The sequence below is a fragment of the Streptomyces nigrescens genome (assembly GCF_027626975.1).
In the GTDB taxonomy this organism is placed as follows: domain Bacteria; phylum Actinomycetota; class Actinomycetes; order Streptomycetales; family Streptomycetaceae; genus Streptomyces; species Streptomyces nigrescens.
Genome location: NZ_CP114203.1, coordinates 1,736,391 through 1,755,423 on the forward strand (window position 1 = coordinate 1,736,391; position 19,033 = coordinate 1,755,423).

Annotated in this window: 15 protein-coding genes; 10 read left to right on the forward strand and 5 right to left on the reverse strand. The window is 73.1% G+C overall.

Features of this window, described 5'->3' with window-relative positions:
• Positions 1-100: 100 nt before the first annotated feature.
• From STRNI_RS07865 to STRNI_RS07875, 3 genes are all read left to right on the forward strand, one after another.
• Positions 101-532: a MarR family winged helix-turn-helix transcriptional regulator gene (locus STRNI_RS07865; protein ID WP_277410802.1), complete on the forward strand. Its 432-nt coding sequence runs from the start codon at positions 101-103 to the stop codon at positions 530-532.
• Positions 529-2,097, forward strand: a complete 1,569-nt coding sequence (locus STRNI_RS07870; protein ID WP_277410803.1) for an MFS transporter — start codon at positions 529-531, stop codon at positions 2,095-2,097. The genes STRNI_RS07865 and STRNI_RS07870 overlap by 4 nt, the downstream gene beginning before the upstream one ends.
• A 102-nt stretch (positions 2,098-2,199) precedes the next feature.
• The gene (locus tag STRNI_RS07875; protein ID WP_277410804.1) at positions 2,200-2,754 is read left to right on the forward strand and encodes an isochorismatase family protein; all 555 of its coding nucleotides are present in this window, start codon (positions 2,200-2,202) and stop codon (positions 2,752-2,754) included.
• Positions 2,755-2,915: 161 nt separating this feature from the next.
• On the opposite strand, the gene STRNI_RS07880 is transcribed toward STRNI_RS07875, so the two are convergent.
• Both STRNI_RS07880 and ggt read right to left on the reverse strand, forming a co-directional pair.
• Positions 2,916-4,403 (reverse strand): amidase, encoded by a 1,488-nt coding sequence (locus STRNI_RS07880; RefSeq protein WP_018090427.1) that lies wholly within the window; start codon positions 4,401-4,403, stop codon positions 2,916-2,918.
• A gap of 172 nt (positions 4,404-4,575) precedes the next feature.
• Positions 4,576-6,411, reverse strand: a complete 1,836-nt coding sequence (ggt, locus tag STRNI_RS07885) for a gamma-glutamyltransferase (RefSeq protein WP_266444545.1) — start codon at positions 6,409-6,411, stop codon at positions 4,576-4,578.
• 228 nt (positions 6,412-6,639) lie between these two features.
• Between ggt and STRNI_RS07890 the strand changes: the two genes are divergently transcribed.
• Entirely contained in the window at positions 6,640-7,383 is a 744-nt protein-coding gene (locus STRNI_RS07890; RefSeq protein WP_266444542.1) for a hypothetical protein, read from the forward strand.
• Positions 7,384-7,477: 94 nt separating this feature from the next.
• Here STRNI_RS07890 and STRNI_RS07895 read toward each other — a convergent pair whose 3' ends face one another.
• On the reverse strand, positions 7,478-9,409 hold the full coding sequence (locus STRNI_RS07895; protein ID WP_277410805.1) for an APC family permease: 1,932 nt from the start codon (positions 9,407-9,409) through the stop codon (positions 7,478-7,480).
• A 195-nt stretch (positions 9,410-9,604) separates the two neighbouring features.
• On the opposite strand from STRNI_RS07895, the gene STRNI_RS07900 reads away from it, so the two are divergent.
• Entirely contained in the window at positions 9,605-10,480 is an 876-nt protein-coding gene (locus STRNI_RS07900) for a polysaccharide deacetylase family protein (RefSeq protein WP_277410806.1), read from the forward strand.
• A 246-nt stretch (positions 10,481-10,726) separates the two neighbouring features.
• Here the strand turns inward: STRNI_RS07900 and STRNI_RS07905 are convergent, their stop codons facing one another.
• Complete coding sequence (locus STRNI_RS07905) at positions 10,727-11,464, reverse strand: SDR family NAD(P)-dependent oxidoreductase (RefSeq protein WP_026169770.1); 738 nt, start codon at positions 11,462-11,464, stop codon at positions 10,727-10,729.
• A gap of 218 nt (positions 11,465-11,682) precedes the next feature.
• Here STRNI_RS07905 and STRNI_RS07910 point away from each other — a divergent pair, with 218 nt between their 5' ends.
• The 5 genes from STRNI_RS07910 to STRNI_RS07930 all read left to right on the forward strand — a co-directional run bounded on the left by STRNI_RS07910 (position 11,683) and on the right by STRNI_RS07930 (position 17,559).
• Entirely contained in the window at positions 11,683-12,321 is a 639-nt protein-coding gene (locus STRNI_RS07910; protein WP_277410807.1) for a class I SAM-dependent methyltransferase, read from the forward strand.
• A gap of 125 nt (positions 12,322-12,446) precedes the next feature.
• Complete coding sequence (locus tag STRNI_RS07915; RefSeq protein WP_277410808.1) at positions 12,447-14,768, forward strand: MMPL family transporter; 2,322 nt, start codon at positions 12,447-12,449, stop codon at positions 14,766-14,768.
• A gap of 111 nt (positions 14,769-14,879) precedes the next feature.
• Positions 14,880-15,851, forward strand: coding sequence for a non-homologous end-joining DNA ligase (ligD, locus tag STRNI_RS07920; RefSeq protein ID WP_277410809.1), 972 nt, complete (start codon positions 14,880-14,882; stop codon positions 15,849-15,851).
• A gap of 123 nt (positions 15,852-15,974) precedes the next feature.
• Positions 15,975-17,132 (forward strand): glutathione S-transferase family protein, encoded by a 1,158-nt coding sequence (locus STRNI_RS07925; protein WP_277410810.1) that lies wholly within the window; start codon positions 15,975-15,977, stop codon positions 17,130-17,132.
• 127 nt (positions 17,133-17,259) lie between these two features.
• Positions 17,260-17,559 (forward strand): hypothetical protein, encoded by a 300-nt coding sequence (locus tag STRNI_RS07930; protein ID WP_026169769.1) that lies wholly within the window; start codon positions 17,260-17,262, stop codon positions 17,557-17,559.
• Between the two features lie 42 nt (positions 17,560-17,601).
• On the opposite strand, the gene STRNI_RS07935 is transcribed toward STRNI_RS07930, so the two are convergent.
• Positions 17,602-18,930 (reverse strand): aminotransferase-like domain-containing protein, encoded by a 1,329-nt coding sequence (locus STRNI_RS07935; protein ID WP_277410811.1) that lies wholly within the window; start codon positions 18,928-18,930, stop codon positions 17,602-17,604.
• Positions 18,931-19,033: the final 103 nt, after the last annotated feature.

Here is a 19,033-nt window from a genome sequence, read left to right on the forward strand (position 1 = left end):
ACCGTGGCAAGACCATCTCTCGCGTGGCGCGGCCCGGGGACCCGGTCCAGCTCAACAGGCAAACTTGCAAGTTTACCTGTCATTCTCCTACGCTGGCGGTATGCCCGAAAAGGACCACGAACGTCTCGCGACGGAGCTGAGCGCCACCGTCTCCCTGCTCATGCGGCAGCTGCGCGCCGCCTCACCGCAGGGAGAGCTCACCGCGACCCAGCGGGCGGTGATCGGCCGGATCGACACCGGGGGCGAGGCCACCATTGCCGCGCTGGCCCGCGCCGAGCTGGTCCGTCCGCAGTCCATGCGGCTGACCGTCGGGGCGCTGGAGGAGCGCGGCATCCTGGTCCGCAGCCCGCATCCGACGGACGGCCGCCAGGTCGTCTTCTCCCTCACCGAGGAGGGCCGGCGGATGCTCGCCCTCGTCCGGCAGGCCAAACACAACTGGCTGGCGGTGGCCATCGCCGAGCGGCTGACCGCGGAGGAGCGGCGGACCCTGGCGGCGGCCACCGAGCTGATGCGGCGGCTGATGCCGGAATGAACGCCGCCGAGCCGGAGCGGGAGGGTGCCGCACCGCAGGCGGCCGCTTCCCCGGCGGTCGCCACCGCGCGCGGGACCGGCCGGACCGCCGCTCCCGGTGCATCCGACGCCTCCGGCCGCCCGTTCGGCGCCCGGCTGATGACACCGCTGCTGCTCGGCTCGCTGCTCAACCCCCTCAACTCGACGATGATCGCCACCGCCCTGGTGGCCATCGGCCAGGACTTCCACGTCGGCCCGGCCGGCACCGCCTGGCTCGTCTCCGCGATGTATCTGTCCAGCGCGGTGGGCCAGCCGGCGCTGGGGCGGCTCGCCGACCGCATCGGCCCCCGCCGGGTGTTCGCCGCCGGTGCGCTGACGGTCTGCGCGGCGGGCCTCCTCGGGGCGCTCGCGCCGGGCTTCACGCTGCTGATCGTCTCGCGGGTCGTGCTCGGGATCGGCACCGCGGCCGCCTACCCCGCGGCGATGGCGCTGCTGCGCAGCGAATCGCGACGGGTGGGCCGGCCCACGCCCCGCTCCGTACTCGGGCGGCTCTCGCTCGCCGCGCTGGGCAGCGCGGCCCTCGGCCCCACCCTCGGCGGACTGCTCGCCGCGACCGCGGGCTGGCGCGCGGTGTTCGCCGTCAACATCCCGCTGGGGCTGCTCACCCTGCTCGGCGCACTCGCCTGGCTTCCGGCCGATCCGAAGGAGGCGGGTGGCGGACGGGCGAAGAGCGCCCCCGCCGGTTCGTCCGACCCGTTGGGCATGGTGCTCTTCGCCGCGACGCTGACCTGCGCGATGTTCTTCCTGCTGGGCCTCCAGGACCCGCGGTGGCCGCTGCCGGTGGCGGCCGGCGGGCTGGCGGGCGTCCTGGTGTGGTGGCAGCTGCGCCATCCGGCGCCGTTCCTCGATCTGCGGATGCTTGCCCGAAACGGCGCGCTGGTCCGCACCTACCTCCGGCACGGGCTGGCCTATCTCGTCATCTACTGCGTGCTCTACGGCTTCAGCCAGTGGCTGGAAGAGGCGCACGGCTTCTCGTCGTTCCACGCCGGTCTGATCTTGCTGCCGATGTCCGGCGCGGCGGCGTGCTGCTCGCTCGCGGGCGCCCGGACGAAGGGCATCCGCGCGCCGCTGACCGTGGCCGCTGTCTGTCTCGCCCTGGGCAGCGCGGCCCTCCTCCTGCTGCGGGGCAGCAGCCCGCTGGTCGCGCTGCTGTGCGCCGGGGCGCTCTTCGGCATCCCGCAGGGGCTGGCCGCCACCGGCAACCAGGCCGCCGTCTACGACCAGGCCCCGGTCGACGGCGTGGGCGCGGCCGCCGGACTGCAGCGCACCGCCCAGTACCTCGGCGCGATCACCGCGGCCGGCCTCATCGGGTTGCTGTACGGGGCGCGCGCCTCGGACTCCGGGCTGCATGCGATCGCCGTGACCGGCGTCGTGCTCGGTCTGCTGCTGCTCGCCCTGACCCTCGCCGACCGCAGCTTGCGGAACGGCGTCCCCCGGAACAGCGAGCCCCGGAAGACCGGCCCGCCCCGGAGCGGCGAGTCCCGGACCGGCGAGCCCGGGACCGAAGCGCCCCGGACCGGCGGCTGAATCCGGCCATCGATGCCCGGGGCGCCGCTCCGGCCGGAGCGCCACTCCGGCCGCACCCGCACCCTCCCTGATCCCCCGTCACCACCCCACTAGGAGCCCCACATGCCCGTCACCACCCTCGACGCCACGACCGCCCTGGTACTGATCGACCTGCAAAAGGGCATCGCGGGTCTGCCCACCGCGCCCCTGCCGGCCGCCGAGGTCATCGAGCGCGGCGCGCGGCTGGCCGCCGCGTTCCGGGTGCGCGGCCTGCCCGTCGTCCTGGTGAACGTCACGGGCGGCGCCCCCGGCCGTACCGAGTCCGCGCGGCCCGCCGGCGAGCCGCCCGCCGACTGGGCGGAGCTGGTGCCCGAGCTCGGCCGGCGGCCCGGCGACCTCACCGTCACCAAGCAGACGTGGGGCGCCTTCCACGGCACGGACCTGGACCGGGAGCTGCGCCGCCGCGGCGTGACCCAGCTCGTCCTCGGCGGCATCGCCACCAGCATCGGTGTGGAGTCCACCGCCCGCGCCGCGTACGAGCACGGCTACCACGTCACCCTCGCCACCGACGCGATGACCGACCTGGACGCCGACGCGCACCGCAACAGCCTGGAGCGGATCTTCCCGCAGCTGGGCGAGACCGGCACGACCGAGGAGGTCCTCACCCTCCTCGGCTGAGGCCCTGGCCGTCGGCCCCGGCGGCTCATGGCCGTCCGCCCTGGCGGCTCAGGGGCGGATGTCTCCGCAGCTCAGGGGCCGTCCGCCCCGCGACTCAGGGACGGTGCCGTCGCGGCTCAGAGACGGACGCCCCGCAGCTCAGGGCCGACCGCCCCCGCACCTCAGGGCCGGACCCCGTCGTACGGCACCGGATGGCCGGCCGGGCGCCGCTCGTGCCAGCGCAGATCGTCCTGCAGCTGGGCGGCCAGCGAGATCAGCTGCGGCTCGCCGTGGGCCGGGCCGAGCAGCTGGGCGCCCAGCGGCAGACCGTCCGTGCTGAACCCGGCGGGGACGCTCACCCCCGGCCAGCCGAGGACATTCCACGGCCAGGCGTACGGGCAGGCGGCGATCATGGCCTGATCCGTACGCCAGCCGCTGAGCTTGGCGAGGGTGCCGATCCGCGGCGGCGGAGTGGCCGTGGTCGGCGTCAGCAGCACGTCGTAGGGGCCGAACAGCGCGCCGATCCGCCGCTGTTGGCGCTTCTCGGCGGCGCGCGCCCGGCGCAGGACGGGCCCGCCGAGCAGCCGCCCCATCCGGGCCGCCTCCCGCGTCCGGCGGTCCAGGAGCGAGCGGTCGGGGACCCGGTCCGCCCACTCCCCCACCCCGGCCGTGGCACGCGGCACGAAGGCCAGCCCGACCAGCCCGTAGTCCGGCTCCGCCTCCTCGACGAAGTGCCCGAGGCGGGCCAGCGTACGGGCCACACCGGTCACCGCGGCCCGGACGTCGGGGTGCAGCGGCTTGGGCGTGAAGGTGAAGGCCGCCTTCCAGGACAGCGCGATCCGCAGCCGTCCCGGGTCGCGGCCGGCGGCCTCGCGGGCCGCGATGGCGGGCGGCCGGTGCAGATCGCCGTCGTGGTTGCCGCTGGCCACGTCCAGCAGCAGCGCCGCGTCCTCGACCGTACGGGCCAGCGGTCCGATACCGGTGATCCCCTGGAAGGCCTCGGGGTCCGGCCAGGTGGAGATGCGGCCGCGCTGGGGTTTGATGCCGACGAGATGGGACCAGGCGGCGGGGATACGGACCGAGCCGGCGCCGTCGGTGCCGAGGGCGGCGGGGACCAGCCCGGCCGCGACCGCGGCGGCCGAACCTCCGGACGAGCCGCCCGGGGTGTGGGCGAGGTTCCACGGGTTGCAGGTGTTGCCGAAGGCCGGGCCCTCGGTGAACGGCCACTGCCCCAGCTCGCAGGCGTTGGTCTTGCCGACGATGATGGCGCCGGCCGCGCGCAGCCGCCGGACGACCTCGGCGTCGCGCTCCTTGGGCGGGAACTCTCCGGCGCAGCCGAACGCGGTCGGCTCGCCCGCCACATCGGTGTCGTCCTTGACCGCGACCGGCACCCCGAGCAGCGGCAGCCGCTCCCCGGCCGCCAGCCTGCGGTCCGCCTCCGCGGCCTCCGCCATCGCCGCCTCGGCCCGTACCCGCCGGAAGGCGTTGACGGTGCCCTGGGTGGCCTCGATGCGCTCCAGCGACCGCCGTACCAGCGCGGTCGAGGTCACCCGGCCCTCGGCGAGCGCCCGTGCCTGCTCGGCGAGGCCCTCCAACTCGCCCGCCGTGGCACCGATGTGCCGGGCCGGGACCTGCCCGGTCTCGCTGTCCTGGCTCTCGTCAACGCTCACGCTGCGTGCCCTCCCTGGGACCGCTCATTCGAACGAACGGTCCCAGGAGGCTAATCGCCACCGCCATGACCATCAACGACGCCGCGCGGAGCGGAACATCGACGACACACGGACGGCACACAGCGGTCCGTCCGTGTCGGCGGTGTGACATCCGGCTCCCGCGCCGCGGGCGTTACGACCGGTGCACGACCCTCGCCGAGCCGCCGCCGCGCCGTACCTTTTCGGCCGCGGCCAGCCAGCGGCCGTCCGGCAGTCGCTGGACGCCGGTCGTCGCGCCGATCTCGGGGTTCTCCTTGAAGGCATGTCCGATCGCTTCGAGTTGCCGGCGGAGCGGGCTGTTCCACAGGCCGGGTTCGAGCTCGGTCCGGGCCGCGTTGCGCTGGCTGGCACGCGGTGCGGCGATGGCGTCGACCAGCGGCATTCCGCGGTCGAGGTGGTTGACCAGGGTCTGCAGCACGGTGGTGATGATGGTCGCGCCGCCGGGCGAGCCGAGCGCCACCACCGGCCGGCCGTGCCGCAGCACGATCGTCGGCGACATCGACGAGCGCGGCCGCTTGCCGGGCCCGGGCAGGTTCGGGTCATGCACGGAGGCGCTGGCGGGCGCGAAGGAGAAGTCGGTGAGCTCGTTGTTGAGCAGGAAGCCACGGTGCGGGACGACGATGCCGCTGCCGCCGGTCTGCTCGATGGTCAGGGTGTAGGCGACGACATTGCCCCACTTGTCGGCGACGGTCAGATGGGTGGTGTTCTCCCCCTCGTACGTCGTCGGCGCGGCCCGTCCGCCCGTACCGCAGCGCTCGGGGTGGCGCGGGTCGCCGGGCGCGAGCGGGCTGGTCAGCGCCTTGTTGTCGTGGATGAGGCAGGCGCGGGCATCGGCGAACCGCTGGGAGGTCAGGCCCTTGGTCGGGACGTCCTCCTGCGCCGGGTCGCCGACCCAGCGGCCACGGTCGGCGAAGGCGATCCGGGCCGCCTCGATGAAGCGGTGCAGGTACTGCTTCTCGCTCAGCCGGGAGACCTCACTCTTCTCCAGGATGTTGAGCGCCTCGGCGACGCTGGTGCCGCCGGAGGAGGACGGCGCCATGCCGTAGACGTCGAGCCCGCGGTAGCCGGTGTGGGTCGGCGCCTGGCTCAGGACCCGGTAGGCCCGCAGATCGCCCGCGGTCAGATCGCCGGGCCGTACCGTGCGCGGGGAGCCGGCGCGCACCGGCGGCTTGCGGACGGTGCGGACGATGTCCCGGCCGAGCGCCCCGTCGTAGAGCGCGCCGACGCCCTTCGTCGCCAACTCCCGGTACGTACGGGCAAGATCGGGGTTCTTCATCGTGGAGCCGACCACCGGGAGCTTGCCGCCGGGCAGGTAGAGGCGGGCGGACGCCGGGAAGTCGCGGAAGCGCGCCTCGTTGTCCGCGGTCTGCCGGCGGAAGGTCTCGTCGACCGTGAAGCCGTCCGCGGCCAGCCGCTGTGCGGGGCGCAGGACCTGGTGCAGGGACCGGCTGCCCCATTTGCGCAGGGCGGTGTCCCAGGTGGCGGCGGTGCCCGGGGTGCCGACGCTCAGCCCGCTGGTGACGACGTCGTCGAACGGGAGCGGGGTGCCGTTCTCCAGGAAGAGGTCCTTGCCGGCGGAGCGCGGGGCGGTCTCCCGGCCGTCGAGGGTGCGTACGGTCCTGGACCGGGCGTCGTAGGAGACGAAGTAGCCGCCGCCCCCGATGCCCGCGGAGTAGGGCTCGGTGACGCCGAGCGCGGCGGCGGTGGCGACCGCGGCGTCGACGGCGTTGCCGCCCTTCTTGAGCACCGAGATACCGGCGGCCGAGGCATCCGGGTCGACGCTGGAGACGGCCCCGCCGTGGCCGACGGCGACCGGGGTCTTCTCCGGTGTGACGGTGGTGGCGCGGTCCCGGTCCACGGGGGCGGGCCGCCCGGGGGCGGCGGATCCGGCGGCGGCCGGGACCACCACCAAGGAGCCGGCCAGCGCGGCCACTGCTCCCAGGACGGTGAGGCGTCGGGCTCTGGTCATACCGGGGTTTCCTCCAAGAGGGTGCACGGGGGCGGCAGGGGCCCGGAGCCTACTCGCGGCAACAGCGCGCCGACAGAGGGCATTTCGGGCACGGGCCCCTGGTGGCGGCCGGGATCAGCTGCCCGTTTCCGTACGGATCAGGTATGCCCGTACGGACCGGGACAAGCCGTCCCAGCCGCCCGCCCCGCCCTCGAACACCCACCCGGAATGCCGCTACGCTCCCCGCCCATGGACGACACCCTGCTGCTCCTGACCGTGGCGGCCGCGGCCCTGATCGTGGGGCTGGCCGCCGGCTGGGCCGTGCAATCCGCGGTGGCCCGCCGGAAGCTGACCCGTGAGCAAGGCTTCTTCGGGCTGCCGGGCGGTTCGGAGTGCGTCCTGGTCACCCACCGGGACAGCTCCTCGGCCCACTGGAGCATCCCGCGCCATGACGCGCTGGCGCTGCTGGGACTGGCCGCGGTGATCGAGAACTGCGGTGCGCACCCCGAGGTCGCCCCGCACGACACCGGTCTCCAGGGCTTCGGGGCGCGCACCGAGTTCTGCGTCGGCGACCCGACCGCGCACCGCCGGCTGGCGGCCCATCTGGCGAATCTGCTGCCGGGTGTCGCGGTGCACCCCGGTGACGAGTCCGGCGCGGGCCGCGGCACCTTCACGATCGGCGGCTCGACGTACCGGATGGAGCCCGGCGCCGTCGAATATGTCCTGCTGGCCCGGCTGACCGCCGGAGAGGGCGACCGCCCGGTGTTCCTGGCGGCCGGCCAGCGCCCGGTCACCCACCGGGCCGCGGTCCGGCATCTCGTCCGCAACCGGGCCCGGCTGACCCGGAAGCACGGCACCGATGGCCAGTTCTGTCTGCTGCTGAAGGTGGTCAACTCGCAGGCGTACGGGCCCGATGTCGTGGAGCTGGTCGCGGATGTCACCAAGGCCGCGCTCACGGCCGCGGAGCCGAAGGGGCACCGGGCGGCGGCCTGAGCCCGGCGGGGTGGCGGTGATCCGGCCCGCCAGCCGAGGGCGTCGCGCCGGCCCACGGCCCGTGCGGCCCCGGGCCCTCCCTCTACGCCTCCCCCTACGTCTCCCCCGGCTCCTTGCCGGACGGGAGCCGATAGGGCACGTTGACCACCGTCACGCCCGGCGTGAACAGCAGCCGGGCCTTCAGCCGCAGTGCGCTCTGGTTGTGCAGCGGCTGCTCCCACCAGCGTCCGACGACGTATTCGGGGATGACGACCGTGACGGCGCCGCCCGGATACCGCGCACAGACATCCAGGATGTAGTCGATCACCGGCCCGGTGAAGTCCCGGTAGGGCGAGCTGAGCGCCTGGAGCGGTACGTCGATGTCATGGGCGTCCCACTGCGCGCGCAGCTCCCGCACATCGCCGGGCTCGACCGCGACGGTCAGCGCCTCCAGCGAGGTGGGACGCATCGCGCGGGCATAGCCGAGGGCCTTGAGGGTCGGCGCGTGCAGGGAGTTGACCAGCACCCGCACATGGTTCCCGGCCGGTTCCCAGGGCCGCGCGCCGGGGGCGACCGCCAACTCCCGTTCGAGGCGCCCGTAGTGCTGGTGGATCGCGCGCATCCCCAGGAACAGCAGCGGCATGGCGATCACCACGATCCAGGCGCCGTGCAGGAATTTGGTGATCAGGACGATGATCAGGACCACCCCGGTGAGCACCGCGCCGACCGCGTTGATCGCCTGGGAGCGCCGGTGCCGCGCCCGCTCCCGTGACGGCAGCCCCGGCGCGGCGAGGACGGTCCGCCAGTGCCGGACCATGCCCGTCTGGGAGAGCGTGAAGGAGACGAAGACGCCGATGATGTAGAGCTGGATGAGGCGGGTGAGCTCCGCGTCGAACAGGATGATCAGCCCGATCGCGGCCAGCGCGAGCAGGATGATGCCGTTGGAGAAGACCAGCCGGTCCCCGCGGTTGTGCAGCTGCCGGGGCACGAACCCGTCCTCGGCGAGGATCGACGCCAGCATCGGGAAGCCGTTGAAGGCGGTGTTGGCGGCGAGGATCAGCACCCCGGCCGTGAACGCCTGCAGCAGGTAGAAGAGCGTGTCGAGGTCGCCGAAGGTGGCCCGGGCGATCTGGGCGAGCGCGGTGGAGGTCGGGGTGCCCGGCGGCAGCCCGAGTTCGGTGGGCTGCACCGCGACATGCACGTCGTAGAGCATGGCCAGAATCGTGATCCCGCCGAACATGGTGACCGAGAAGAACCCCATGACCAGCAGGGTGGTGGCGGCATTGCGGCTCTTCGGCCGGCGGAAGGCGGGCACTCCGTTGCTGATCGCCTCGACACCGGTCAGCGCGGTGCAGCCGGAGGCGAAGGCGCGCATCCCCAGCAGGACCAGCGCCAGCCCCGTGTAGGGCGAGACGGCGTGCAGCGGCAGGTCGGCGGACTCGGCGCGGATGTGCGCGCCGGTGGCCATCCGTACGGCCGCGAACGCGAACATCAGGTAGATGAAGAAGACGAATCCATAGGTGGGGACGGCGAAGACCCGGCCCGATTCCCGTACCCCGCGCAGATTCATCAGGGCCAGCAGTGCCACGAACCCGACGGACAGCGCCACGTCATGGCCGCCGAGGGACGGGATCGCGGAGGTGATCGCGGCGACGCCGGAGACGACGGACACCGCGACGGTCAGCACATAGTCCACCAGCAGCGCGCTGGCCGCGGTGAGCGCCGCGCTCCGCCCGAGGTTCTGGGCGCTGACGCGGTACGCCCCGCCGCCGCTGGGATAGGCGTAACAGGTCTGCCGGTAGGACGCCACGACCACGACCAGCACGAGCACGATGGCGGCCGCGGCGTACCAGGTCAGGTGGAGCAGCGCGATCCCGCCGAGGCCGACGACCAGCAGGATTTCCTCGGTGGCATAGGCGACCGAGGACAGCGGGTCACTGCAGAAGATCGGTAGCGCCAGTCGCTTCGGCAGCAGCGTCTCACCGAGCCGCGCACTGTCCAGCGGACGGCCCACCATCATCCGCTTCGGCCTGAAGAATTGGCTCATAGGCGGACAAGCTATGGGCCGCCCGGCAGCGGGAGAGGGAGGCTCGCGGGCCCGCGCCGCATCGCGGCCGGTGCTCCGGCGCCCTCCGGCGGCGGCTGCCGGGGCGGCCCGCGGGTGCGGGCCGATCGGGTACGGAACCCGCCCGCCCCGGTGTCGCTCCCGTCCCGCCGAAGGCCGCGTGAGAGCACGTGAGGGGTGGACTCCGATAGGCATACGCACACCCGGCGGAAGTTCCTGCAGGCCGCGGTCGTGGTCGGTGCGCTCTCCGCCGCCCGGGTCCTGTTCTCCTCCGACGGCGGCGCTCCGGAGACCGGTCCGCGGCCGTCGGCCCCGACCCGTCCGACGCAGCCACCTGCCACCTCGGCCGGGCCGCCGCTGCCTGCCGAGTACGCCGGCCCGGCGAGCGCCCCGGGCCCGTTCCGGCTCCGCCCGATGGCCGGCGAGACCTCCCGCTCCGGGCCGGGCGCCTCACCCCCGCACCCCGATGTCGCCTTCCGTCTGTCCACCGACCGCCGGGAAATCTTCCTCACCTTCGACGACGGGCCGCACCCCGCCCACACCCCCGAGATCCTGCGGATCCTGCGCCGCCACGACACCCGCGCCACGTTCTTCGTCATCGGCGAGAACGCCCTGGAGTTCCCCGACCTGCTGCGCGCCCTCGCCGACGACGGCCATGCCGTCGCCAACCACACCTGGACCCATCCGCAGCTCACCACGCTGCCGCCGGGCCTCGTCCGCAGCGAACTCGGCCGCACCAGCGACCTGATCGAGGACGTCCTCGGCACCGCTCCCGACCTCGCCCGCGCCCCGTACGGCGACTGGGACGAGACCTCGCTGAGCATCTGCAACGCCCTGGGCATGTCCCCCGTCGGCTGGGCGGTCGACTCGCAGGACTGGACCGTCCCCGGCGCGGAGACCATCGCCTACACCGTCCTGGACGAGATGCACCCCGGGGCGATCGTGCTGTCGCACGACGGGGGCGGCGAGCGCAGCCAGACCGTCGAGGCACTGGACTGGTATCTGCCGCGGCTGCTGGACGACGGTTATCGGCCGATCCGTATCGAGCCCTGACGAGGGGCCCGCGCGGGGCGGCGGGGCCGGTCACGGGTGAGAGCGGTCACCAGGTGGCCGAAAACCGACCCAATGGTTTATCGTTCAATTGGAAGCGGGTGCCGTCCCGAGGGTGCCGCACGGCCCTCTCCGGGAAGCCGGCCCACAGCCGCTCGGCAGCAGGCCCGGAGGCCACCGCCGTCGCCGCCCGCGCCCCCCGAAACCGCCCCGGCCGAATTCCCCCGTTCGGCCGGGGCTTCCCCGTTCTCAGCGCAGATGCGACGCCCCGTTGACGTCCAGCACCGCCCCGGAGGACCAGAGCGCCTCGGGCGAGGCGAGGTAGTGGACGGCGGACGCCACGTCCCGGGGGGCGGCGACCCGGCCGAACGGGCTCTGCTGCTGTACGTCCTCCGTGAGACGGTCCGCGACCCGCTCGGTCGCCACGAATCCCGGAGCCACGGAGGCCACACCGATGCCGTAGGGCGCCAGGTGGACCGCCAGCGACTGGCCCATCGCATGCAGCGCCGCCTTGGACGCGCCGTACGCCGGGTGATCCGGTTCACCGCGGAACGCGCCCCGCGACCCGATGTTGACGATCCGCCCCTCCACCTCCCGCTCGATCATGTTCCGCGCCGCGCAGTAGCTGACGTGCGCCGCCCCCAGCAGATTCACGTCCACGACCTGCCGCCAGGCGTGCTGCCAGTCCTCGAACGAGGTGCGGTCCAGGGGGTGCGCCACGTTCGCGGCCGCGTTGTTGACGAGCACATCGACGCCGCCCAGCCCGTCCACGGCCGCGTCGACCAGCGCCGCCGCGCCCTCGGGCGTACTCACATCCCCCTGCACCAGCACATGCCCGCTCCCCGCCAGCCCCGCGAACGCCTCCTCCGCGGCCGCCCGCCGCGACGCGTAATGCAGCGCGACCCGGTCCCCGTGCGCGGCGAAGATCTCGGCCACCGCCCGCCCGATCCCCCGCGACGCCCCGGTCACCAGCACCGCCCGGCTCATCGGGCACCCCCCGCCCCGGCACACGTTCCACGGCAACAGCCGGAACACCCAAGGGACATACCGAGCTCAACAGGCGCCCAGGAATGGTTCATCAACAGATCGGTCCTTACCTCGTGCCGTGCCACAAGTGATCGTAAGGAATCGTAAGGAGCCGCAGGGGAGCCGGCGTGGGCGGATGATCCTGGCGGGACTTTGCGTGCACGCCCTAGGTTCGGTGGATGCCTTTCGACCACAACGACCACTACCACCGTCTGCTGTTACGGCACCTGCCGCGCGGCTGCCGCACCGCCCTCGACGTCGGGTGCGGGACCGGCCGGTTCGCGCGCCGGCTGGCCGGGCTGGGGCTCGATGTCCATGCGGTCGATCCGTCGGCCGAAGTCCTCTCACAGGCCCGGGCCGCGGACGGGGAAGTCGCGGACGGGGGCGGACTGCCCCGCTATGAGCACGCGGACATCACCGAGCTGGAACTGCCCGACGGGCACTACGGGTTCATCTCCTGCCTGGCGAGCCTCCATCACATGCCGTTCGACACGGTCACCGCGCTGCGCAAGGCCCTCGCACCGGGCGGAGTGCTGGTCGTCCTGGGCTGCTATCAGGAGAAGTCACCGGCCGACTGGGGCTGGGGGCTGGCTGCCGCGCCGGTGAATGCGGGGATCAGGCTCGCCGTCGGCGCCTCGGAGAGGCTCCGTCCCTCCGGTACGGCTCCGGTGAAACCACCCGTCGCACCGCCGGGCATGCCGCTGCCCCGCATCCGCCGGGAGGCCGCCGCGCTGCTCCCCGGGTGCCGGATCCGCCGGCTGCTCTTCTGGCGCTATCTGCTGGTGTTCCGCAAGGAAGCGCTCCCCACCGGCGCTTGACGCCGGTGACGCACCCGTTCGGCCGACACCCGTATTCCCCGGTGGGCATGCCGCGGCGGCGGAACCGGCGTTGACTGCTGCCTGTCCGTATGTGCCAGGAGCGCCGGCCCGCATCGGGAGCAGCTATGTCGTTGCCGAGGAATCCGAGCGGGGCAGCCGCACTCGGCGCGTCCGGCGACAAGGGGCTGCTGCGCAGGACCGGCGAGTGGTGTGCCCGGCACTTCGTCGTCGTCCTGGTGCTGTGGCTGGTCGCCCTGGCGGGGCTGCAGTTCCTGCAGCGTACGTACGGCGGGGAGTACTCCGACGACTTCGCGCTGCCCGGGGTCCAGTCGACGCGGGGCCGCGAGGTGCTCCAGGAGCACGAGCCGAAGGCCGGGGGCTACAGCAGCCAGGTCGTGCTGCATGACGCGGCCGAGCCGCTGACGGACTTCCGCGACGAGATCGACGGCGCCGTCACCGCTCTCGGCAAGCTGCCGGATGTGCTGTCCGCGCAGAACCCGCTGCCGTCGCCCGGCGCACCGCCCGCCAAACCGCCGCCGGGGACGCCCGACGTCGGCCCGCTGTCCACCGACGGCCGGACCGCGTACATCACGGTGCGGTTCAGTGTGCAGCCGTCCACTCTGAAGCCGGACTATCTGCACGGGGTCGACTCGGCCGTGCGGCCGCTGCGTTCCGCGGGTGTGGAGGTGGAGTACGGCGGGCCGCTGGGCGAGCTGGCCCGGCCCGAGCCCGACGACCGGACCAGTGAGGTGATCGGCTTCGGGGTGGCGATCCTGGTGCTGCTGGTCGGCTTCGGAAGTGTCCTGGCCGCCGGTGTGCCGCTGTTGACCGCGCTGATCGGCGCCCTGTGCGGGCTGGCGTGTCTGGGGCTGATCGCCGCCGTCTTCGTCTTCGCCACCGTCTCCCCCACCCTGGCCACGATGATCGGCCTCGGCGTCGGCATCGACTATGCGCTCTTCCTGATCACCCGGCACCGGCAGAACCTCATGGACGGTGCGGATCCGGTCACCGGGGCGGGGCGGGCCGTGGCGACCAGCGGCCGGGCGGTGCTGGTGTCCGGCTGCACGGTCATCATCGCGCTGATGGGGCTGTGGGTCTCGGGCGTCTCCTTCATCGGCAAGCTGGGTGTGGCGGCCGCCATCACCGTGGTCTCGGCGGTGCTCGGCGCGCTCACCCTCGTACCGGCGCTGCTCGGGCTGATCGGCCGCCGGATCGACCGGCTCCGGGTCCGCCGCCCGATCGCCGAGACGGACGCCGGACCGGGTGAGGCGGCGCAGGGCACCTGGCACCGGTACGCACAGCGGGTGGAGCGCCGCCCGTGGTGGTATCTGGCCGGTGGGGTGGTCATCGTGGTCGTGCTCGCCATCCCCGTCTTCTCCATCCAGCTGGGGCACATCGGCGACGGCGCGGACCCGAAGTCGTTCACCGACCGGCGCGCCTTCGACCTGATGTCCTCGGCGTTCGGCCCCGGCTCCAACGGCCCGCTGACCCTCGTCATCGACGAGTCCGCTGTCCCGCAGGCGGACCGCCCGATGCTGGCGACACAGGCACGGAAGGTGCTCACGGATGTCCCGGGCGCGGCCTTCATCACCCCGCTGAAGGCCACCCCGGACGGCGCGGTGCTGACCGGGACCGCCTACTCCACCCAGGCCCCGCAGAACGCGGACACCACGGATCTGGTCAACCGGCTCAAGCACGATCTGCTGCCGGAGGCCGTGAAGGGGACCGACGCGCACGGCTATGTGACCGGTACGACCGCCGGCCAGGTGGACTTCCTGGACATCGTCTCCAGCCGGCTTCCGCTGATCATCGCCGTGGTCGTCGCGCTCGCCTTCGTCATCATCCTGGCCGTCTTCCGGGGCGTGCTGGTCGCGGTGAAGGCGGCGGTGCTCAACGTCCTGTCGATCGCCGCCTCGTACGGGGTGGTGGTGGCGGTCTTCCAGTGGGGCTGGGGCGGGCCGGCGCTCGGGGTCTCGGGCACGGTGCCGATCGAGAGCTATGTGCCGATGATGATGTTCGCGATCGTCTTCGGGCTGAGCATGGACTACGAGATCTTCCTGCTGTCGCGGGTGCACGAGGCATGGCTGCGCACCGCCGACGCGAAGGCGAGCGTGGCGCACGCCCTGGAGATCACCGCCCGGGTGATCACCTGCGCCGCACTGATCATGGTGAGCGTGTTCGCCGCGTTCATCATCAGCGACAACATCGTGGTGAAGATGCTGGGCCTCGGGCTGGCCGTGAGCGTACTGATCGACGCCACCGTGGTCAGACTGCTGCTGGTCCCCGCGGTGATGACGCTGCTGGGCCCGGCGGCCTGGTGGACGCCCCGGTGGCTGGACCGGATCCTGCCGCATGTCCGTACGGAGGGCGAGGAACAGCTGCCCGCGGAGGGACCGCCGCGCGGGGACGCCCCTCGGAGCGGGGCACGTCCGGGCGGGGGCGGCTGAGCACCCGGGAGGGACCGCCTCGCCCGGCCGCGTGCCGGTCTGCGAACGTCCCCGTATCGCCCGCCCGCATGCCGATCTGCGAACGCCCCCGGATCGCCCGATCATCGAACCATGGCCCCGTCCGCCGAGCGTGGCTCGGCCTCCTACCCCGTGATCCGGCCGATGCTGGCCACGGTCGGCCCGCTGCCTGCCGGGAACGAGGAGGCGGCCTGGGCGTTCGAGGCCAAATGGGACGGTGCGCGCTGCATCGTCAACACCTCCGGCGACGGCACGATCCGGCTGGTGACCCGGGCGGGCAACGACGCGACCGGCACCTACCCGGAGCTGGCGCCGCTGGGTGAGCAGCTGCGGGGCCGGACCGCGGTGCTCGACGGTGAGGTGGTGGTGCTGGACGCGCGCGGACGGCCCGACTTCGGGCTGCTGCAGCGCCGGATGGGTGTGGTGAACCCGCGCCGTACGGCCCGGCTGGCCATGGAGTACCCCGTACACCTCGTCCTCTTCGACCTGATGTATCTGGACGGCTCGCTGCTCGGGTCGCCGTATTACGAGCGCCGGTCCCTGCTGTCCGGGCTGGGGCTGCGCGGCCCGAACTGGTCGGCGCCCGGATATGTGGAGGGCCATGGGCAGCAGGCGTGGGACGCCTCGCTGCAGGCCGGTCTGGAAGGGGTGGTGGCAAAGCGGCTGACCTCGGCTTATCTGCCGGGTGTGCGGTCACCCGAGTGGCGCAAGACCAAGCATCTGCTGACCCTCGACGTGATCATCGGAGGCTGGACGGAAGGCCATGGCGGGCTGGCCGGACTCCCCGGTTCCGTCCTGGCGGGCGTGGCGGAACCCGCGGGGCTGCGCTATGTCGGTTCGGTCGGCTCGGGGCTGTCCGACCGGGAGCGCCATGAGCTGGCCCGGTACCTGGACGTGATCCGGCTCGACCGGTCCCCGTTCCTCAACCCGGTGGAGTTGGCGGGGGTGCGCTGGGCAGAGCCCCGGCTCGTCGCCGAGATCACGCTCACCGGCTGGACCTCGGCCGGCCGGCTGCGGCAGCCGATCTGGCACCGGCTGCGCCCCGACCTCACCCACCTCGGCTGAGCCGGGCCTCCCGTGGCCCGGCCGCGGCCGTGCGCCGGGCGGCTGACGCGGGGGAAAACCCGCCCCCGTCAGGGAAGGCTCGCCCTGAGGACCCGGAGCAACCGCAGACGGAAGGAGTCGGTGATGCCCCACCCCGATGCCGGCAACAACGGCGGCACCACGGGCGGCACCTCGGACGCCGCCACCGACGCCGCCACCGACGGCAATGTCGCGTACGGCAGGAAGCCCTTCAAGCGGTCCAGGAGCCACTTCGCGGACCGCGTCACGGCGGACGGCCGCGACGGCTGGCCGGTCGAGGCCGGCCGCTACCGGCTGGTGGTCAGCCGCGCCTGCCCCTGGGCGAGCCGCGCCGTCATCTCACGACGGCTGCTCGGCCTGGAGGAGGCGGTCTCGCTCGCCCTCACCGACCCGATCCAGGACGACCGCAGCTGGCGCTTCACCCTGGATCCGGGCGGCCGCGACCCCGTACTCGGCATCCGCTTCCTCAGCGAGGCCTACGACGCCCGCGAGAGGGACTACCCCGGCGGGGTCAGCGTCCCCGCCCTCGTCGACGTGCCCAGCGGGCAGCTCGTCACCAACGACTTCCAGCAGATCACCCTGGACTTCGCGACGGAGTGGAGGGCGCTGCACCGGCCCGGCGCGCCCGATCTGTATCCGGAGCCGCTGCGCGAGGAGATCGACATCGTCATGGCGGGCGTCTACCGGGACGTCAACAACGGCGTGTACCGGGCCGGTTTCGCCACCGGGCAGAGCGAGTACGACGCCGCCTTCCGCGATCTGTTCCGGCGCCTGGACCTGCTGTCCGAGCGCCTCCATGACCGCCGCTACCTCGTCGGTGACACCCTCACGGAGGCCGACATCCGGCTGTTCACCACGCTGGTCCGCTTCGACGCCGTCTACCACGGGCACTTCAAGTGCAACCGGTTCAAGCTGGCCGAGGACCCGGTGCTGTGGGCCTACGCCAAGGACCTCTTCCAGACGCCCGGCTTCGGCGACACCGTCGACTTCCACCACATCAAGCAGCACTACTACCGGGTACACACAGGCATCAACCCGACCGGAATCGTCCCGGACGGTCCGGACCTCTCCGGCTGGCTGACACCGCACCACCGCGAGGAGTTGGGCGGCCGGCCGTTCGGTGACGGCACCCCGCCGGGCCCGGTGCCGCCGGCCGAGGAGGTCCCGCCCAGCGGCCGCCCCGAGCATCTGCTGACCGGCTCCGATGCGCGTCCGCACCCCGGGGACGGACCTGACCCCGGCACCCCGGCCATGAGATCCTGAGAACAGACAGGGACAGACACGCACAAGCGGTGCACCGGAGCTTCCCGAGGAGGCGCCGAGCACCCGGGCTCCCGGTTCGCCGCCGCGCTCCACCCGCCCCACGCCCTCCACGCGAGGAGTGAGCCAGATGAGGATGGTTCTGACGGCCCGGATACCGACCGAGACAGGCAACGAAGTGATCCAGAACGGCAGTCTGCCGAAGATCATGGAGACGGCCATCGCCGCCCTGCAGCCGGAGGCGGCCTACTTCACCCTCGACGACGGTGAACGCACCGCCTACTTCTACTTCGAGATGACGGAGTCGTCGCAGATGCCGACGCTCCTCGAATCGTTCTTCATGGATCTGCACGCGAAGGTCTCGCTGCAGCCCGTGATGAACACGGCGGAACTGCGCACCGGTCTCGGACACCTGATGAGCGGCACCTGATGAGCGGCACCTGAGCCGCCGCCCGCCCGGCCCGGCGCCCCCTCACTCCGCCCCGGTGTCCTCCGGCGCCCCCTGCGCCAGCCCGGCCAGGACGTCGAGCGCCCCGGCCAGGACGTCGAGGGGCGGCGAGGCGAGCGCCAGACGTACGGCGTTGGGGGCGTGGCCCGGGCCGATGGCGAACGCTCCGGACGGGGTGACGGCGATCCCGTGGCGCGCGGCGGCGGCGACGAAGGTGTCGGCCCGCCAGGGGTCCGGCAGTTCCCACCAGCAGTGATACGCCTGTGGATCGGCCCGGACCCGGAAGCCGGCGAGCCGTTCGGCGGCGATCCGCTGACGTGCCGCGGCATCGGCGCGCTTCTCCTCCTCGACGGCCGCCGCGGTGCCGTCGGCCATCCAGCGGGTGGCCGCGTCGAGTGCGAAGCGGGAGGCGGTCCAGGTGCCCGTCCTGAGGGCGGTTGCGAAGTCCTGTGTGGCGCCGTCGGGCACCGTGAGGAATCCCAGTGACAGTCCGGGCGCGAGCCGCTTGGACAGACTGTCGATGACCACCGTGCGCTCCGGTGCGAGGGCGGCCAGCGGGGACAGGTCGTGGCGGAGGAACCCGTAGATCGCGTCCTCGATGGCGTAGAGGTCCAACTCCCGCAAGATTTCCGCGAGTTCCGTACGCCGACCGGCCGGCATGGTGTGGCCCAGCGGGTTGTGGAGGGCGGGCTGGACGTAGACGGCGCGCAGCGGAGGGGCGGTGCGCAGCGCCTCGGGGGTCGGGCCGTGCTCGTCCATGGCGAGGGGGACGAGCGTGACGCCGAGGCGGGCCGCGATGCCCTTCACGACGGGGTAGGTGAGCGCTTCGACGCCGAGCCGCTCACCGGCCGGGACCAGCGCGGCGATCGCGGCGGCCACCGCCTGCCGGCCGTTGCCCGCGAAGAGCAGCTGGCGGGGATCGGGGGCCCAGTCACCACGGGCGAGATGCGCGGCCGCGGCCTGACGGGCCACGTCCGTGCCGACGGCCCCCACCGGGCGGAGCGCGCCGGCCAGGGCGTCGGGGCGCAGCAGATGCCCCAGGCTCTTGGCGAGCAGCGCGGGCTGGCCGGGCAGTACGGGGAAGTTCAGCTCCAGGTCGACCCGGGCCTCGCCCGGCTCGGCCAGGGCGGGCTCGGTGGCGGGCGCGGCGGTGCGGACGAAGGTGCCGCGGCCGACCTCGCCCACCGTCAGCCCGCGTCGGCTCAATTCCCGGTACACCCGGGCCGCGGTCGAGCTCGCGATGCGCCGGTCACGGGCGAACCGGCGCAGCGGCGGCAGCCGGTCCCCCGGGCGGAGGCGGCCGGCGGCGATCTCCGCCGCGAGTTCCTCGGCAATCACGCGATAGTCGTCCATCGCTCACTCCCCCATGGCACCCGAAGCACATTGCACCGAGCGCAATATTTACATTGCACCGAGAGATTGCCCTCTATAGCATCGAGGCGTCAAGCCGCAGCGG